This is a genomic window from Plesiomonas sp. (assembly GCF_051650925.1).
In the GTDB taxonomy this organism is placed as follows: Bacteria; Pseudomonadota; Gammaproteobacteria; order Enterobacterales; family CAMTGL01; genus Plesiomonas.
The window spans coordinates 1-2,728 of sequence record NZ_JBOFRH010000525.1 but is presented as its reverse complement, the minus strand read 5'-3'; the positions used below and the strand labels follow the sequence as shown (position 1 = coordinate 2,728).

The window sequence follows — 2,728 nt, the reverse complement described above, 5'->3', positions numbered from 1 at the left end:
AAGCGGATCTCTGCCGGAACACCTTTATCGGCAGATACCCAGTGGATAACGCCTTTTACTTTACGGCCGTCAGCCGGATCTTTACCTAATGTCTGGGCATCGTAAGTACAGAAGATGGTGGTGATGTTATCAGCATCATCTTTCTCTACACGCTCTGCTTTGATCACGTAGGCATTACGCAGACGGACTTCTTTACCCAATACTAAGCGCTTGAACTGTTTATTGGCCGCTTCGCGGAAATCCGCGCGATCAATAAATACTTCGCGGGTAAACGGTAATTCGCGGGTACCCATTTCAGGCTTGTTCGGGTGTGCCGGTGCAGTCAGGTTTTCCAGATGACCTTCAGGCAGATTTTCAATAACCACACGTACGGGATCGATCACGGCCATGGCTCGTGGCGCATTTTCGTTCAGATCTTCGCGGATACAGGCTTCAAGTGCCGACATCTCTACCATGTTGTCTTGTTTAGTCACACCGATACGGCGGCAAAACTCACGGACAGACTCAGAGGTATAACCCCGACGGCGCAAACCAGAAACGGTTGGCATACGTGGGTCATCCCAGCCATTAACGATATTTTCAGTAACCAGCTGATTGAGTTTACGCTTTGACATAATAGCGTACTCAAGGTTCAGGCGTGAAAACTCGTACTGACGCGGGTGGCACGGAATGGTGATGTTATCGAGTACCCAGTCGTACAGACGGCGGTTATCCTGAAACTCCAACGTACAGATAGAGTGGGTAATGCCTTCAAGCGCATCGGAAATGCAGTGGGTGAAGTCGTACATCGGGTAGATGCACCACTTGCTGCCGGTTTGATGATGGTCGGCAAACTTAATGCGATAAATGACCGGATCACGCATAACGATAAACGGTGATGCCATATCAATTTTTGCGCGTAAGCAGGCTGAACCTTCGGCAAATTCACCGTTTTTCATTTTGGCGAATAGCGCAAGGTTCTCTTCTACACTGCGATCACGGTACGGGCTGTTCTTGCCAGCTTCAGTCAAAGAGCCACGGTATTCGCGGATTTGATCTGCAGTTAGCTCATCAACATACGCCAACCCTTTTTCTATTAGCTCAATTGCATAGCCGTGCAGTTGGTCAAAATAGTCAGAGGAGTAGCAGATATCGCCAGTCCACTGGAAGCCCAGCCACTGCACATCACGCTGAATAGACTCAACAAATTCAATGTCTTCTTTGGTCGGATTGGTATCATCAAAGCGCAGATTACACTGGCCTTGATAATCTTGTGCAATCCCAAAGTTCAGGCAGATAGATTTTGCGTGACCGATATGCAAATACCCGTTTGGCTCAGGCGGAAAACGGGTATGTACCGATGTATGTTTACCAGTCGCCAGATCTTCATCGATGATCTGACGAATGAAGTTAGTCGGGCGGGCTTCTGCCTCACTCATTTTATTTACCCTCACTCGCGGTGATGCAACAACATAACCCAATATCATCCACAATACCGCCCCTGCAAACAACCGTTGCAATCATAATCTGTGTAAAAAGATAAAAAAAACCCGCCAAACGGCGGGTTAGTTGCTGTGGAAAGGGAAAATAGTCTATTTTTCTATTCATCTTCCGACATAAGAGAGCAGCAAGATGCTTATTTGCTGCTGGTTGTCTCGATGCGGCTGGTGCGTTTTCCGTCAGCGCTGACGCTACGAACTTGAACATCACCACTTACGGCCGGTTTTGCTTTTGCATCATAACGCTGCCATGTTGTGCCGTTGTCAGTTGAGAATTCAACAGCAACACCCGGTAGTGCGGTATTGGTTTCCAGAACACCGTTGACAATGACCGCACCCGGTACTGGCAGACGGTAGTGAATACCTGCGCTATCGAGTTTTGCCAGCTCACGTTGGCCGACGATATTGGCAAAGCGTGTCCAATCTTTATTCAAGGCACGTTTGTTCACAAACTGCGTTTCACCGCCTTTAAACTCACGTCCGGCAACATAATCGAGTTCCCAATCAGCCTGATGCCATGCACGCTCAGCCAGCGGCAGAAGGCGAGGGTAGATCATGTACTCCATGTTCTCGTCGGTACGGATGCTTTCGCTCCAGAACTGACCCTGAACACCGGTAGCGCCGCCCCATTTCTTATCGCTTTTTGCGGTAAAGGCATTGCCATCACGGTCAACCGATGTTTCCGCATTTTGCGGTAGATTGTTTGGTGCGAAGGCAAAGATTTTGCGCTCATCACTAAAACGGGTTGCCCAGTAGTAACCGCTCTCTTTCGGGTTAACTTCATACGGCATATCGAAATAGACATAATCTGGGTTCGATACAATAAACTCGTATCCTTTATTCACCCAATCATTTGCTGAGTCAAAACCACCCCAGTACAGGGTATCCCAGAAGTTGACACCGGTTTTCTTGGTGGCAAAGGCTTTCGCGCTTTCGGCATCTTTCAAACCATCTTGCCACGCCATCATCTTGCTGATGCCATGCTTATTAACAATCTTGCTGACTTCCAGCGCAAACTGGCTTGGTAAATGTTCAAAATCAGAGACTTTGCCATCAGCAATCATCTTCTGACAAACCGGTGATTTTGCCCACGGCTTATCTTCTTTGCTTTGGTCAATCGTGCCACGCCAGTCAACTTTATCGGCGGCATTAATATCTTGGAAACCGCCCCCTAAGTGGATGTTTTTCGCTTCATCACCACCAAAATGCCATGTTTGCAGTGGCTGACCGGCGGCTTGATGCATTGCTGC

At 48.4% G+C, this 2,728-nt stretch carries 2 protein-coding genes; both read right to left on the bottom strand.

Annotation, left to right across the window (positions count from 1 at the left end; translation table 11 throughout):
• A partial coding sequence (gene glnS, locus ACRC27_RS12595) for a glutamine--tRNA ligase (RefSeq protein WP_438640025.1) occupies positions 1–1,418 on the bottom strand: 1,418 nt, incomplete at its 3' end.
• 197 nt (positions 1,419–1,615) lie between these two features.
• Positions 1,616–2,728: family 20 glycosylhydrolase (locus tag ACRC27_RS12590; protein WP_438640024.1), on the bottom strand; the 1,113-nt coding region annotated here is incomplete at its 5' end.